The sequence below is a fragment of the Mycobacterium sp. KBS0706 genome (genome assembly GCF_005938675.2).
Lineage (GTDB): Bacteria > Pseudomonadota > Alphaproteobacteria > DSM-16000 > Inquilinaceae > Inquilinus.
Window position 1 is genome coordinate 89231 of record NZ_VCCH02000015.1, and the last position, 13740, is coordinate 102970.

Below are 13740 nucleotides of genomic sequence, written 5' to 3' on the forward strand. Positions count from 1 at the left end.
CGTTCAACGCAGGAAAGCGGTCATCGCCGACACGGCGTTCATCCAGCGGATAGCGTCGGCGACGCTGCCCGCCGGCAGGGCGATGGTGACGCCGTCGCGCCGTTCGGCCGGCGGCAGGGTGGCGGCGAGATCGGCCAGGGCCGGGCCGCCCATCTCCAGCTCCAGCGTGTAGGGGCCGCCGATGCGGAAGGGCGGGATCGACCCGGCGCGGCGGACGGCACGGGCGGCGCCTTCGCGCAGGGCGGCGCGGGCGGCTGGCAGCGGCAGCGACCGGGCGGCGCGATTGCCCAGCGCCTGCTTGGTCTGGACGAACTCGGCCTCCGGGAAATGCTCGCGCAGCTCGGCGACGCAGCGGTCGTCGCCGGAGACCATGGCCACCGGCACGCCCAGGCTGCCGGCATAGGCGCCATAGATCCCGGCCTCGCCCAGCGGCTGTCCGTTCAGGCGCACGGCGCGGAAGGCGAAGCCGTTGGTGGTGTGGGCCAGCACGCCCTGCTCCGACGCCCTTGCGTGGTAGCCCAGGCAGAACACCGCTTCATGGCCGGCATCGAGCCCGCAGAACATGTTGAGCGGCTTCGGCTTGCCCTGGATCAGCTCCGCCGCCGGGTGCAGCAGTTCCGGCAGCAGGTTGGTCATCGGGCCGTGCGCGTCGTTGACCAGGATCTCGGTGGCGCCGCCTTCCAGCGCGCCCTCGATCGCGGCGTTGACCTCCTCGGTCATCAGCCGGCGGGCGCGTTCGTACTCGCCGTTGCCGGGCTGGCCCTGCTGCGGCGTGATCACCCCGGCCACGCCCTCGATATCCGACGAGATGTAGATCTTCATTTGCGTTCCTCCGCCTCCAGCCAATCCGCAAGCGATGGCCGGCTGTGCCCGTTGCGGCCGATGGCTGGCCCGGCGGCGCAGAGGGCGTTCAGCACGGCCTCCTGCGTCGCCTCGGCCGCGGCCTGGAACAGCCGGTCGATCCGCGCCTCGTTCAGCACCCGGATCTCGACCAGGTCGCGCTTCCGGTCGTGCTCCACCGGATCGGCGGTGGTGAAGCCGAGCGCGATGTCGCCGCTGCCATGGCCCCAGAAGGCACCGAGCCGCGCCAGCCCGGCGCCGCATCTCTTGGTGACCCGGTGCAGCTGGCGGTGCTCCAGCGGCACGTCGGTCGCCAGGATCACGATCACCGAGCCCTTTTCAGGCGCCGGCTCGGAGGGCGGGACCGGACGGCGGCCGTCGGGCAGCACCAGGTCGCCGGCCCGGCCGAAATTCGCCAGCACCAGCACGCCGAGATGGAAATGGTCGCGATCGAACTTGACCCGGCGCGAGGCGGTGCCGATGCCGCCCTTGAAGCCGAAGCTGCTCATCCCGGTGCCGGCGCCGACCGAGCCCTCGCCGACCTTGCCGTTGCTGGCCGCCCTGATCGCCTCCAGCGCGTCGGTCTCGGTCACCGCCAGGGCCTGGATGTCGGACAGGAAGCCGTCATTGCATTCCAGCACCACCGGGTTGACGGTGCCGGTCTCGCGGCCGATGTCGGGGTTGGCGGCGATGGCGGCACGGATCAGCGCCGTGGCGCAGGTGCCGACGGCGAAGGTGTTGGTCAGCAGGATCGGCGTCTCGACCGTCCCCAGCTCCGCCACCTGCATCAGGCCGGTGCTCTTGCCGAAGCCGTTGATCACCTCGACCGCGGCGCGCGCCTTGGTCCGGAACAGGTTTCCGGTATGCGGCAGGATGGCGGTGACGCCGGTCAGCACGTCGCCGGCATGCATGCTGAGATGGCCGACCAGCACGCCGGGGACATCGGTGATGGCGTTGAGCGGGCCGGTCGGCAGCGTGCCGCAGACCAAGCCGAAATCGCGGGCGAGACGGGCCGTCACCGATGCCTCCCTTACGTCTTCAGCTTCGGGTCGAGCGCGTCGCGCAGGCCGTCGCCGAGCAGGTTGAAGGCCAGCACCGTGACGAAGATGGCGATGCCGGGGAAGAGGGTGATGTGGTCGGCGACGCCGAGATAGCTGCGGCCATCGGCCAGCATCGCCCCCCATTCCGGGCTGGGCGGCTGGGCGCCGAGGCCGATGAAGCTGAGGCTGGCCGCGGTCAGGATCGAGGTGCCGATGCGCATCGAGAAGTAGACGATCACGCTGGGCAGCGTGCCGGGCAGGATGTGGCGCAGCATCAAGAGGCGGTGGCGCACGCCGATCGCCCGGGCCGCATCGACATAGACGGTCTGCCTGATCGCCAGCGTGCTGCCGCGCACCAGCCGGGCGAAGACCGGCACGCTGAACACGGCGACGGCGTAGATCACGTTGTCGATGCCGGGGCCGAGCACGGCGATGACGCCGATCGCCAGGATGATGCCGGGGAAGGCCAGCAGCACGTCGCACAGCCGCATCACGAAGCCGTCGACCCAGCCGCCGTAGAAGCCGCTGACCAGGCCGAGCAGGATGCCGGCCACGCCGCCCAGCGTCACCGACAGGAAGCCGACGGCGAGCGAGATGCGGGCGCCGAAGACGATGCGGCTGAGGATGTCGCGGCCATAGGCGTCGGTGCCGGCGAGATGGGCCCAGGAGGGCCCCTCCAGCACCCGCTCGTAATCCGGCGCGGCCAGGTCGTAGGGGGCGATCCAGGGCGCCAGGATGGCGACGACCACCAGCGCCACCAGGAACAGCCCGGCGATGACGCCGACCTTCTGCCGGCGGAAGCGGCGCCAGAATTCGCGCCACGGCGAGCGGACGCTGTCCGCGCCGGCCGAGGCGACGGGGGCGGTGACGGCGCTCATCGGTAGCGGATCTCCGGATTGGCGAAGGCGTACAGCATGTCGACGGCCAGGTTGATCAGGATGAACTCGATCGAGAACAGCAGGATCTCGGCCTGGATCACCGGGTAGTCGCGATAGGAGACGCTGTCGACCAGCAGGCGGCCGAGGCCGGGCCAGGTGAACACGGTCTCGACCACGATCGAGCCGCCGAGCAGGAAGCCGAATTGCAGCCCGACCATGGTGATGATCGGGATCATCGCGTTGCGCAGCGTATGCTTCCAGATCACCGCGCGCTCGAACACGCCCTTGGCCCGGGCGGTGCGGACATAATCCTCGCGCGAGATCTCGATGAAGGCGGATCGGGTGAAGCGCGCCATCACCGCGGCAACGCCGAGGCCGAGCGCGATCGACGGCATGACGAAATGCTGCCAGGTGCCGTAGCCGCCGGTCGGCAGCCAGCCGAGATCGACCGAGAACACGCCGATCATCAAGAGGCCGAGCCAGAAGGACGGGAAGGAGATGCCGGAGACGGCCAGGACCATGCCGCCGTAATCCTGCCAGCGGCCGCGCTTGACCGCGGACAGCACGCCGATCAGCAGGCCGGCAATCACCGCCCAGACCATGCTGACGACGCTGAGCCAGACCGTCGGCATCAGCCGCTCGCCGATCTCCTCGGCCACCGGCCGGCGGGTCTTCAGCGAGGTGCCGAGCTCGCCCTGCACGATATGGCCGACGAAGGTCAGGAACTGCTCGTGCAGCGGCTTGTCGAGGCCCAGATCGGCGCGCACCAGCGCCACGTCGGCGGCGGTCGCGTCCGGCCCGGCCACCAGCCGCGCCGGGTCGCCGGGCAGCATGTGCACGAAGCTGAAGACCAGGACGGCGATCACCGCCATGACCGGGACGATGCCGAGCAGGCGCCGGATCAGATAGTTCAGCATGGGGACTCCGGACGGCGCCCGCCCCTCGGCACGTGGCCGAAAGGCGGGCGTCTAAGGCTTACTGGAACGCCGGATCCTCGACCACGAAGCCGCGGTCGGGCAGGACGAAGACGCCGGACAGGTCCTTGGCCTGGGCGCTCAGCACATGCTCGACCGCCAGGTCGATCCAGGGCGCGTCCTGCCAGACCTGAGCCTGCACCTTGGCATAGGCCTCGCCGCGCTTGGCCTCATCGGCCGTGGCCACCGCCGCCTCCAGCGCCGAATCCACTTCGGGGTTGGAATAGTAGGCGACATTGAACAGCTTCGGCGGGAAGCCCTTGCCCCACAGCAGCGGCCGCAGCGCCCAGTCGGCGTCGCCGGTCGAGGACGACCAGCCGCCATAATACATCTGCACCGTCGCCTCATCCGGCGTCTGCACGCTCCAGATCTTCTGCGACAGCACGCCGGATTCGAGCGGCGTCACCTGCGCCTTGACCCCGACCTGGGCCAGCTGCTGCTGCAGGAACTGGGTGGCGCGGACCGAGGTGGTGCTGTTGCCGGACCACAGCACGGCCTCGAAGCCATCGGCATAACCGGCATCGGCCAGCAATTGCTTGGCCTTGGCCGGGTCATAGGGCCAGACGCCCTGCTTGGCGTAGAACTTCAGCAACGGCGGCATCGGCGAATCCGCCGGCTCGCAGAAGCCGCTGAGCACCACCTTGCAGAAGGCGGTGCGGTCGACCGCGTAATTCAGCGCCTGGCGGACGCGGAGGTCGTCGAACGGCTTCTTGTGGGTGTTCAGCGCGACGTACCAGTTGACGATCGACGGCCGCTCGACGACCTCCAACGTGGCGTTCGCCTTGATCACCTTCACCATCTCCGGCGGCACCGGGGTGATGAACTGGGCCTCGCCCGTCTGCAGCATGGCCATGCGGCTGCCATTCTCCGGCACGCTGCGGATGGTGACGCCGTCGACCTTCGGCGCGCCCTTCCAGTAGCTGTCGTTGCGCACCGCCTCGAGCGTGTCGGCCGACCAGGACTTGAAGCTGAACGGGCCGGTGCCGACCGGGTTGCGGCCGATGTCCTTGCCGTATTTCTCCAGCGCCGCCGGGCTGATGATCATGGTGCCCGGATGGGCCAGGGTGTTGACCAGGGCGCCGAACGGCTCCTTCAGCAGCACCTTGACGGTGTGGTCGTCGACCACCTCGACATGGTCCAGCATCGACAGCAGCGACTGCCGCTTCAACTTGTTCTCGGGGTTGGCCAAGCGCTCCAGGCTGACCTTGACCGCCTGGGCGTTGAAGTCGGTGCCGTCCTGGAACTTCACGCCCTGGCGCAGCGTGAAGGTGTACTGCTTGGCGTCGTCGCTGACCGTGTAGCTCTCGGCCAGCAGCGGCACCAGCTTCATGTCCTGATCGAAGCCGTAGAGCCCCTGGTAGAACAGCCGCGACGCCGACTGGGCCGAGGTCTCGTTGGCGTTCGACGGGTCCAGGCCGGTCAGGTTCTCCTGGATGCCGATGACCAGGGTCTTGGCCATGGCTGCGCCCGGCAGCGCCAGCAGCGCCGCCGCGGCACAGCCGATCAGGGTTCGTCTCCAGTTGCTCATTGCTCTCCCCTTTTTGGTTGGTTCGGGTTCAGCCGAAGTCGCCGACGCGGTGGCGGGCGACGAAATGGCCCGGCCCCACGGGCTCGAGCGGCCGCACCAGCGGCTCGTCGCCCAGGGACCGGATCGGGCTCGGGATCTCGCCTTCGATCAGGCTCATGTCGCGGTTGCGCCGGGCCGGGTCCGCCACCGGCACCGCCGCCATCAGCCGGCGGGTGTAGGGGTGCTGCGCGTTCTCGAACACGGCCTGGCGCGGCCCGATCTCGACGATCTGGCCGAGATACATCACCGCGACGCGGTGGCTGACCCGCTCCACCACCGCCATGTCGTGCGAGATGAACAGGTAGGACAGGCCGTGCCGCGCCTGCAGCTCCATCAGCAGGTTCACCACCTGCGCCTGGATCGAGACATCGAGCGCCGCCACCGCCTCGTCGGCGATGATCAGCTGCGGTTCCGACGCCAGGGCCCGGGCGATGCAGATGCGCTGGCGCTGGCCGCCGGAGAACTCGTGCGGATAGCGCCGCGCATGCTCCGGCCGCAGCCCGACCTGGGTCAGCAGATCGGCGACGCGCTGCTCCACCGCCCGGCCCTTGGCGAGGTTGTGGGTCAGCAGCGGCTCGGCGATCGAGAAGCCGACCGTCAGCCGCGGATTCAGCGAGGCGAAGGGGTCCTGGAAGACATACTGGATCTTCTGGCGCAGCCGCCGCCGCTCCTCCGCCTTCATCTGGGCCAGGGCCCGGCCTTCGAAGCGGATGGTGCCGGCCGAGGGCTCCAGCAGCTGCATGATGGTGCGGCCGGTGGTGGACTTGCCGCAGCCGCTCTCGCCGACCAGGGCCAGGGTCTCGCCCGGCTGCAGGCCGAAGCTGACCTGCTCCACCGCATGCACGCGCGCGGCCAGCCGGCCGAACACGCCGCGGCGCACGTCGAAGCGGGTCGAGAGCTTGTCGACCTCGAGCAGCGGGCTGCCCGCCCGCACCGTGTCCTGCGGCGCCGGCGGCGGCTCCTTCGACCCGTCGACCCGGACCAGCGGGAAGCGGGCCGGCAGCGCCTGGCCCTGCAGGCTGCCCAGCTTCGGCACCGCCGACAGCAGCGCCTTGGTGTAGGGGTGCTGGGGCGCCGCGAAGATCTGTTCGGTCGGCCCCTCCTCGACCTTGCGGCCCTGATACATCACCACGACCCGGTCGGCGACTTCGGCCACCACGCCCATGTCATGGGTGATGAACATCACCGCCATGCCCATCTCGCGCTGCAGCCGGCGGATCAGCCGCAGGATCTGGGCCTGGATGGTGACGTCCAGCGCCGTGGTCGGCTCGTCGGCGATCAGCAGGCTGGGGCGGCAGGACAGCGCCATGGCAATCATCACGCGCTGGCGCATGCCGCCCGACAGCTGGTGCGGGTGCCGGTCGAGCATCCGCTTCGCCTCCGGGATCCGCACCCGCTCCAGCATGCTCAGCGCCTCGGCCCGCGCCGCCTTGGCGTCCTTGCCCTGGTGCAGCATCACCGCCTCGGCGATCTGGTCGCCGATGGTGAAGACCGGGTTCAGCGACGTCATCGGCTCCTGGAAGATCATCGCGATCTCGTTGCCGCGCAGCGCCCGCAGCGCCTCGGCCGGGGCCTTGGCCAGGTCGCGCACCGTGCCGTCGCGGCCGCGGAAGCGCACGGACCCGCTGGCAAGCTTCCCGCCGCCATAGTCGACCAGCCGGATCAGGCTGAGCGAGGTCACCGATTTGCCGGAGCCGCTCTCGCCGACCACCGCCACCGTCTCGCCCGGGGCGATGGCGAAGCCGAGATCCTCGACCGCGGTCACCGGGCCGTCATCGGTCCGGAACTGGACTGTCAGCCCGTCGACCTCGATCAGCGGCGTCACGGTCATGCCGGCAGACCGACCAGGCGGTCGAAGGCGTCGCGCACCCGGCGCCACACCGGCCCGGGCCGGCCGGAGCCGATCGCGGCGCCGTCCAGCCGCACGATCGGCGCCAGCTCCTTGGTCGTGCTGGTGATCCAGATCTCGTCGGCGGCGCGCAGCTCGGCCTCCGTCACGTCGCGCTGCTCGACCGCGATGCCGAGCTCCTCGGCCAGGTGGATCGCCAGGCGGCGGTTGATGCCGTCGAGGATGCGATGGTCGGCAACCGGCGTCGCCACCCGGCCGTCCTTGACGACGAAGACATTGCTGGCGGCGCATTCGCTGACCAGGCCGTCGCGCAGCATCACCGTCTCCAGCACCCCGGCCTCGGCCGCGGTCTGGGCGGCGAGGACGGAGGGCAGGAGCGCGATCGACTTGATGTCGCAGCGCAGCCAGCGGATATCAGGCGCCGAGACCAGGGCGAAGCCGTCCTCCTGCTGCGCCCGGGTCAGGCGCTTCAGCGCGCCGGCGAAGGCCAGGATGCTGGCCTGGGCGGACGCCGGGAAGGCATGGCTGCGCTGAGCCGGGGCGCCGCGGCTGACCTGCATGTAGATGGTCGCAACAGGGCGCGGTGCGGTCTCGGCCAGCTGCCGGAACACCGTGGCAAGGCCGGCGCGGTCGAGGCCCGGATCGATCCGCACGGCCGCGAGGCTGCGGGCCAGCCGGTCGAGATGGGCGTCGAGCTCGAAGATCCGGCCGTCATAGACCGCCACCACCTCGTAGACGCCGTCGGCGAACAGGTAGCCGCGGTCGAGCGGCGAGACCTTGACCTGGTCGAGCGGCAGGTAGGTTCCGTTCCAATAGGCGAGGGTCATCGTCGGCGTTCCGCTTCAGAAGATCTGGGGGCTGGAGGGCGGGCGCGGCGCGCGGGGGCGTCGTCGACCAGGAGGAAGGGCATGATCTGCTCGGTCAGCTCGGCCGCATCGGCGATGGTGCCGCGGCGCTGGGCCACGGCCCCGGCCAGGCCTTCGGCCAAGGCCATCACGGCGACCGAGGAGCCGTGCAGCACACCATGCTCGGCCGGGCCGAACAGGGCAACATCGCTGTCCGGCACCAGGGGCGAGGCCGGCCCGTCGGTCAGGGCCAGCGCGCGCAAGCCCCGTGCCTTGGCCCGGCGCAGCAGGTCGATGGTGGTGCGGGAATAGCGTGGCACCGAGATCGGAACCAGAAGGTCGCCGGGGCCGAGGCGCAGCAGCTGGCGGACCATGCGCTCGGTGCCGCCGCTGCCGTCCAGCACCTCGACCGCTGGGCAGTAGGGATGCAGCAACTCGGCCAGGAAGCGGGCTGTGACGGCGCTGATGCCGAGGCCCAGCGGCACCACCCGGCGCGCCGCCAGGACCAGGTCGACCGCGCCGGCGCAGGCCTCGCCGGTCAGCAGCGCCGCGGCCTGGCCGAGATTGGCGGCGACGCCGTCGAGCGACCGGCGCAGCACGGCATGGGCCGATTCGCCGCCCCGCTGCGTCGCCCGCAGCTTCTCGACCGGGGCGAGGGCACGCTGGAACTGCTGCAGCAGCTCGGTCCGGAATTCGGGGAAGCCGCCGAAGCCGAGGCGGTGGGCGAAGCGGTTGGCGGTGGCGACCGACACGTCGGCGGCGGCGGCCAGGTCTTCGATCCCCATGGTGGCGGCGCGGAACGGGTGCTCCAGGACGAAATCCGCGACCCGGCGATGCGCCGGCGAGAGCGACTCCACGCCCTGCGCAAGCCGGTTCATCAGGGTCTGCGGCAGGTCCTGGGCCATGCGGAATCGGGCAAGGAATGGAAAGCCGCGGGGCGGCCGGATGAAAATTCTTCTGTCATCCGATGTGATGGATGTAAAGATTTTTTCAGAGCGGGATAGGACCGGCGGCCTCGGCCGTGCTGCCGGCCCGGCCCGTCAGAACTCGATCAGCACGCTCTTGTGGCGCAGATTGGCCTCGACTGCCTGGCGCCCGAGATCCTTGCCGATGCCGGAGCGCTTGTAGCCGCCGGTCGGCAGGATGAAATCCGCCGTGCGGCCGTAGCGGTTGACCCAGACCGTGCCGGCCTGCAGCCGCCGCACCGCCCGCATCGCCCGGCCGAGATCCGCGGTGTGGACGCCGGCGGCGAGGCCGTAATCCGGATGGTCGGCCAGGGCCAGCCCCTCCTCCTCGTCGTCGAAGGCCTGGACCGTCAGCACCGGGCCGAAGATCTCCTCGCGCACCGCCGGCATGTCGTCGGTCACGTCGGTCAGGATCGTCGGCTCGTAGAAGGCGCCGTCCTGGATCGCGGCCAGGCGCCGGCCGCCGGTCACCGCCCGGGCGCCGGCGGCGAGGGAGCGACGGACGATGCCGTCGATCCGGTCGGCCTGCGGCGTCGAGATGATCGGCGAGAAGCTGGTGTCCTGGCGCCAGGTCGGGCCCGGCCGCACCTCGGCGAACAGTGCCGTCAGCCGCTCCACCATCTCGTCGCGCAGCCGGCGCTGCACGATCAGGCGCGAGCCGGCGACGCAGACCTGGCCGGCATTGCCGAGGATCGCGGCGGCGACCTGGCGGGCGGTGCGGTCGACGCTGGGCGTGTCGGCGAAGACCAGCTGCGGGCTCTTGCCGCCGAGCTCCAGCGTCACCGGTTTCGCCCCGCTGGCGGCGCTGGCCGCCATGATCGCGGCGCCGGTGCGGGTCGAGCCGGTGAAGGAGATCTTGCCGACCAGCGGATGGCGGCAGAGCGCGTCGCCGGTGACGGCGCCGGTGCCCTGGACGACGTTGAAGATGCCGGGCGGCACCCCGGCCTCGACCGCCAGCTGCGCCAGCAGCACGGTCGAGAACGGCGTCAGCTCCGACGGCTTGAGCACAATGGCGTTGCCGGCAGCCAGCGCCGGCCCGGCCTTCCACGACGCCATGCTGAGCGGGAAGTTCCAGGGCGTGATCGCGGCGACCACGCCATAGGGTTCGGAGATCACCAGACCGAGGCTGTCGCTGCGGGTGGCCGCGACCTCGCCGCCCAGCTTGTCGGCATATTCGGCGAAGAACCGGAAGCCCTCGGCGGTCGAGGCCACGTCGACGGCCAGGGCCTGGGCGATCGGCCGGGTGGAGCCGAGCGCCTCGAGCCGACCCAGCTCTTCCGCCCTTGCCTCGATCAGGTCGGCGAAGCGACGCAGCACCCGGGCCCGCTCGCGCGGTGCGCGGCTGGCCCAGTCGGTGCGGCGCTGCGCCTCGGCCGCGTTGCTCACCGCCCCGTCGACGAGATCGGCGGAGGCAACGGGGAGATCGGCATAGAGCGCGCTGTCGGAGGGACGGCGGACGGCGATCGCCACGCCCTGCCCGGCCACGACACGCCCGTCGATGAAATGGCCGGCGGGGATGGCGACGGCAGTGGGATCGAAGTCGAGCATGGTCAGTATCCCGCGGCCCAGCGGGCGAGGTCGGACGCGCTCTCGGCGCCGTCGAACATGGCAATGATGCGCTCGCCCAGCAGCGGCCCGAATTTGAACATCTGGCCGTCGCAATGGGTCACCACGAGGCCGCGCCCGGCGGTGTCGAGCCGGAAGCGGCGCGAGGCGTCGAGCACGTAGTAGCCGACCTGGATCCGGGTCGGGCGGTACTCCGCGGCATCACGGAGATAGGGCCGGAACGGCGCCAGGATCGCCTCGCCCTCGGCGGCGAGGTCGGAGCCGAAGCCGTCGATCTCCGGCCGGGCACGACGGCGATGCGGGCCGTGGCCGAATTTGAGGCCGGCGCCGCGGCGGTCCGGCAGGGTGTAGCCGGCATGGTCGCCGAGGGTGACGATGGCCGGCGCGTCCCGCCAGGGCTGAGCGAAGTGCGCCGGCGGCTCGACATAGCACAGGCCCTGCCGCCAGGTGGACGCGTCGCCGTAGCGCTCCGGCATCAGCGCCGGCAGCCAGGCGCCGGCGGCGACCACCAGGATGTCGCCCTCGACCGTGCTGCCGTCGGCGCGGATGGCGACGCCGCGCTCCTGGTCCACCCGGGCGATGCGGCAACCGCCTTCGACCACCGCCCCGTGCTCCGCCACCCAGCGCGCCAGCTCGGTGACGATGCGGCCGGCGAAGAGCGGCCCGCCGGGGAAGGCGACCACGCCCCAGGCACCGTCGGGCAGTTGCAGATGCGGGCACAGCCGCTCCACGCCGGCGCGGTCCAGCACCTCGTGCGGCACGCCCAGCTCGCGGAAGGCCGCCAGCGTCTGGGCGGCATAGTCGCCGGCCTCCAGCGAGATCGCGATCGCGCCGGTGTCCTCGAACTGCTCGCTGCCGATGTCGTCCCAGACCCGCGACCAGGCCTCGAAGGCGGGCGTCACCATCCGGGTGTAGCCGACCGCCGCGCCGTAATGGTAGCGGATCATGCGGTGCTGGTCGTAGGAGGCGCTGTGCGGGTTCGGCACCTCGCTTTGCTCGAGCAGATGCACCTGGTGCCCGCGCTGCAGCGCCGCCCGCGCCACGGACAGACCGACGATACCGGCACCGATGATGACGACACGAGCCATGGGATACGTCCTGCTTTCCCTGAGACTGGTTGGGAGGGCGATCGGGTGAGAACCAAACCCTTTTTCTGTCATTGCCGGGCTTGACCCGGCAATCCAGGAGGTGTCGAGACCCTCTGGATGCCCGGGTCAAGCCCGGGCATGACAGCTATGGGATTGTTCTTTCACTCGAGCGTCCCTATTGCCTGCGATAGAGGCTAACCCCGGCATCGAAGCAGATGCTGCCATGGATGCGCGCCGCTTTGGTGCATCCGCATGGTGCGCCGCCGGCTTTTCGGCCGATCGTGCCAGGATGGGCGGAGCAAGCTGAGGGCAAGTGGCCCGACCAGAGATAGCGGTGATGATCCAGGACACCCCTCCCCCGAGTTTGCGCCCGATGACGGAGCATGACCTGCCGGCGCTGCACGCGCTGACCGTGGAGGTCGGCTGGGCGCACCGGCCGGAGGATTGGCGCTTCGTCTACGAGGTCGGCCATGGCGTGGTGGCCTGTGACGGCGCCGGCCGGGTGATCGGCTCAGCCCTGTGGTGGCCGTTCGGCGCCGATTTCGGCACAGTCGGCATGATCATCGTCTCGCCGCGGCTGCAGGCGAAGGGCACCGGGCGGCGGCTGATGCAGTGGCTGTTCGACCGGGCCGGCGACCGCGTGCTGCAGCTCAACGCCACCTCGGCGGGGCTGCGGCTGTACCGGTCCGAGGGGTTCCGGGAGATCGGCCGGATCCACCAGCACCAGGGCGTGGTGCAGCCGATGCCGGCCGTCGCCGCGCCCGGGCGGGTGCGGCCGATCGCTGCCGAAGACTGGCAGAAGATCCGCGAGCTCGACCGGGAGGCCTATGGCGTCGACCGGTCGGCGGCGCTGGACGGGCTCGCCACACGATCGGTCGGCACCGGCTACGAGTTGAACGGGGAACTGGTGGGCTTCAGCCTGTGCCGCCCCTTCGGCCGCGGCCATGTCGTCGGCCCGATCGTGGCGCCGGACGAGGCGGCCGCGATCGCCCTGCTGCAGCCGCATCTGGAGGAGCATGCCGGCCGCTTCCTGCGGGTGGACACGCCGGATGACGGCGCCTTCGCCGACCGTCTCGCGGCCGCCGGCCTGGCGCGGGTCGACACGGTCGCGACCATGCGACGCGGCGACCGGCCGGCGCGCCCCGCTACGGTCCGGACCTTCGGGCTGATCAACCAGGCCTTGGGCTGACCATGAGCCGGGCGACGCTGCTGTACAAATCCGATCCGGTCCGCGGCGCGGTCTGGGAGAAGGTGTTCCGGGAAGAGGCGCCGGACATCGCGCTGGAGGTCTGGTCGCCCGACGCGCCGCCGTCGGACGCCGCCTATCTGGTGGCCTGGATCCCGCCCGAGGACCTGCAGCGGTCGGTGCCGAATCTGCAGGTGCTGTTCGGCCTCGGCGCCGGGGTGGACCATCTGGCCCTCGACCGCCTGCCGCCGGGTGTCCGGATCGTGCGCATGGTCGATCCGGACCTCACCCGGTCGATGGTCGAATATGTGCTCTACGCCGTGCTGGCGCTGCACCGGGACATCCCGGCCTATCTCGCCGACCAGCGCGAGGGCCGCTGGGCCCCGCGCCCGGTGCGGCGCAGTGCCGACCGCACGGTCGGGGTGATGGGCCTGGGCGTGCTCGGCCGGGCCGCAGCCAAGGCGCTGCACGGCCTCGGCTTTTCCGTGCGCGGCTGGAGCGCGTCGGAAAAGTCGATCCCCGGCGTCAGCTGCTTCGCCGGGCCGGAGGCGCTGCCGGAGTTCCTCGGGGCGTGCGAGATTCTGGTCTGCCTGCTGCCACTGACCGATGCGACCCGCGGTCTCCTGGATGCCGAGGTCTTCGGGGCCCTGCCGGCCGGGGCCGGGCTGGTCAATGTCGGCCGCGGCGGGCATGTGGTCGAGGCCGACCTGCTGGCCGCGCTGGAGAGCGGGCAGATCTCGGCCGCAATGCTCGACGTGCTGGCGGCCGAGCCGCCGCCGCCCGACCACCCGCTGTTGCGCCATCCCCGCGTGATGCTGACCCCGCATGTGGCCAGCGCCACCCATCCGGACTCCGCCGCCCGCCAGGTGATCCGCGCGATCCGCCGGCACCAGGACGGGCTGCCGATGGAGAACGTGGTCGACCGCCGGCAGGCGTACTGAC

The 13740-nt window shown here is 71.0% G+C and carries 12 protein-coding genes; 2 read left to right on the forward strand and 10 right to left on the reverse strand.

The annotated features are described in order from the left end of the window. Positions 1–3: 3 nt before the first annotated feature. The 10 genes from FFK22_RS10835 to FFK22_RS10880 all read right to left on the reverse strand — a co-directional run bounded on the left by FFK22_RS10835 (position 4) and on the right by FFK22_RS10880 (position 11612). The gene (locus FFK22_RS10835) at positions 4–822 is read right to left on the reverse strand and encodes a M55 family metallopeptidase (protein ID WP_138889287.1); all 819 of its coding nucleotides are present in this window, start codon (positions 820–822) and stop codon (positions 4–6) included. Further along, positions 819–1859: a P1 family peptidase gene (locus FFK22_RS10840; protein WP_138889288.1), complete on the reverse strand. Its 1041-nt coding sequence runs from the start codon at positions 1857–1859 to the stop codon at positions 819–821. The genes FFK22_RS10835 and FFK22_RS10840 overlap by 4 nt, the downstream gene beginning before the upstream one ends. 11 nt (positions 1860–1870) lie before the next feature. Beyond that, positions 1871–2758, reverse strand: coding sequence for an ABC transporter permease subunit (locus FFK22_RS10845; RefSeq protein WP_138889289.1), 888 nt, complete (start codon positions 2756–2758; stop codon positions 1871–1873). Further along, positions 2755–3675 carry a glutathione ABC transporter permease GsiC gene (gsiC, locus tag FFK22_RS10850; protein WP_138889290.1) on the reverse strand — a complete coding sequence of 307 codons (921 nt, stop codon included), beginning with the start codon at positions 3673–3675 and terminating at the stop codon, positions 2755–2757. Before gsiC ends, FFK22_RS10845 begins: the two co-directional genes overlap by 4 nt. 58 nt (positions 3676–3733) lie before the next feature. Then, a complete protein-coding gene (locus FFK22_RS10855; protein WP_138889291.1) occupies positions 3734–5260 on the reverse strand; it encodes a glutathione ABC transporter substrate-binding protein in 1527 nt (508 codons plus the stop codon). A 28-nt stretch (positions 5261–5288) separates the two neighbouring features. Beyond that, positions 5289–7130 (reverse strand): ABC transporter ATP-binding protein, encoded by a 1842-nt coding sequence (locus FFK22_RS10860; protein ID WP_138889292.1) that lies wholly within the window; start codon positions 7128–7130, stop codon positions 5289–5291. Further along, positions 7127–7975, reverse strand: coding sequence for a D-amino acid aminotransferase (locus FFK22_RS10865; protein WP_138889293.1), 849 nt, complete (start codon positions 7973–7975; stop codon positions 7127–7129). Before FFK22_RS10865 ends, FFK22_RS10860 begins: the two co-directional genes overlap by 4 nt. After that, on the reverse strand, positions 7972–8898 hold the full coding sequence (locus tag FFK22_RS10870; protein WP_138889294.1) for a MurR/RpiR family transcriptional regulator: 927 nt from the start codon (positions 8896–8898) through the stop codon (positions 7972–7974). Before FFK22_RS10870 ends, FFK22_RS10865 begins: the two co-directional genes overlap by 4 nt. A gap of 135 nt (positions 8899–9033) precedes the next feature. Beyond that, the gene (locus FFK22_RS10875; protein ID WP_138889295.1) at positions 9034–10506 is read right to left on the reverse strand and encodes an aldehyde dehydrogenase; all 1473 of its coding nucleotides are present in this window, start codon (positions 10504–10506) and stop codon (positions 9034–9036) included. Positions 10507–10508: 2 nt separating this feature from the next. Continuing rightward, positions 10509–11612, reverse strand: a complete 1104-nt coding sequence (locus tag FFK22_RS10880) for an FAD-binding oxidoreductase (RefSeq protein WP_186002408.1) — start codon at positions 11610–11612, stop codon at positions 10509–10511. 373 nt (positions 11613–11985) lie between these two features. Between FFK22_RS10880 and FFK22_RS10885 the strand changes: the two genes are divergently transcribed. Continuing rightward, on the forward strand, positions 11986–12801 hold the full coding sequence (locus FFK22_RS10885; RefSeq protein ID WP_186002409.1) for a GNAT family N-acetyltransferase: 816 nt from the start codon (positions 11986–11988) through the stop codon (positions 12799–12801). Positions 12802–12803: 2 nt separating this feature from the next. Next, positions 12804–13739 carry a glyoxylate/hydroxypyruvate reductase A gene (locus tag FFK22_RS10890; protein WP_138889298.1) on the forward strand — a complete coding sequence of 312 codons (936 nt, stop codon included), beginning with the start codon at positions 12804–12806 and terminating at the stop codon, positions 13737–13739. Position 13740 lies beyond the last annotated feature (1 nt).

Coding starts and splice junctions, on each gene's coding strand:
- FFK22_RS10835 (WP_138889287.1), bottom strand. CDS start 822: ATGAAGATCTACATCTCGTCGGATATCGAGGGCGTGGCCGGGGTGATC.
- FFK22_RS10845 (WP_138889289.1), bottom strand. CDS start 2,758: ATGAGCGCCGTCACCGCCCCCGTCGCCTCGGCCGGCGCGGACAGCGTC.
- gsiC (WP_138889290.1), bottom strand. CDS start 3,675: ATGCTGAACTATCTGATCCGGCGCCTGCTCGGCATCGTCCCGGTCATG.
- FFK22_RS10855 (WP_138889291.1), bottom strand. CDS start 5,260: ATGAGCAACTGGAGACGAACCCTGATCGGCTGTGCCGCGGCGGCGCTG.
- FFK22_RS10860 (WP_138889292.1), bottom strand. CDS start 7,130: ATGACCGTGACGCCGCTGATCGAGGTCGACGGGCTGACAGTCCAGTTC.
- FFK22_RS10865 (WP_138889293.1), bottom strand. CDS start 7,975: ATGACCCTCGCCTATTGGAACGGAACCTACCTGCCGCTCGACCAGGTC.
- FFK22_RS10870 (WP_138889294.1), bottom strand. CDS start 8,898: ATGGCCCAGGACCTGCCGCAGACCCTGATGAACCGGCTTGCGCAGGGC.
- FFK22_RS10875 (WP_138889295.1), bottom strand. CDS start 10,506: ATGCTCGACTTCGATCCCACTGCCGTCGCCATCCCCGCCGGCCATTTC.
- FFK22_RS10880 (WP_186002408.1), bottom strand. CDS start 11,612: ATGGCTCGTGTCGTCATCATCGGTGCCGGTATCGTCGGTCTGTCCGTG.
- FFK22_RS10885 (WP_186002409.1), top strand. CDS start 11,986: ATGACGGAGCATGACCTGCCGGCGCTGCACGCGCTGACCGTGGAGGTC.
- FFK22_RS10890 (WP_138889298.1), top strand. CDS start 12,804: ATGAGCCGGGCGACGCTGCTGTACAAATCCGATCCGGTCCGCGGCGCG.